Source organism: Aeromonas sp. sif2416 (assembly GCF_019218665.1).
GTDB classification, from domain to species: Bacteria; Pseudomonadota; Gammaproteobacteria; order Enterobacterales; family Aeromonadaceae; genus Aeromonas; species Aeromonas encheleia.
Genome location: NZ_JAHUXC010000058.1, coordinates 1 through 255, shown reverse-complemented (window position 1 = coordinate 255; position 255 = coordinate 1). Strand labels below are relative to the sequence as shown.

Sequence of the window (255 nt, the reverse complement as noted above, 5' to 3'; positions counted from 1 at the left end):
TATGGCAGTAACCGGCACCACTGTGAACATCACTCCAGAGCAGATAGGTAAACCGCTACAGATTACTCATCGTTCAACAACGGTCGGATCGACACTGCGCTCATTCTTGTGGGGGTCCGTTGGTGGCTCCAGCCAATGGCAGGGCACTGGCTCGTTGAACTTTGAAATCCTGTCGGTACAAATTGAGAAAGGCCCTCCGACCTCGCTTATCCCAACGACAAATGCTGCCGCCACCAGGGCACCCGAGCTGGTGTG

General features: G+C 54.9%; 1 protein-coding gene. It reads left to right on the top strand.

Annotated features, from left to right (window positions below; translation table 11 throughout):
* Positions 1-255, top strand: a 255-nt coding sequence (locus tag KW821_RS21965) for a hypothetical protein (protein ID WP_218292874.1), incomplete at both ends; no start/stop codon positions are given.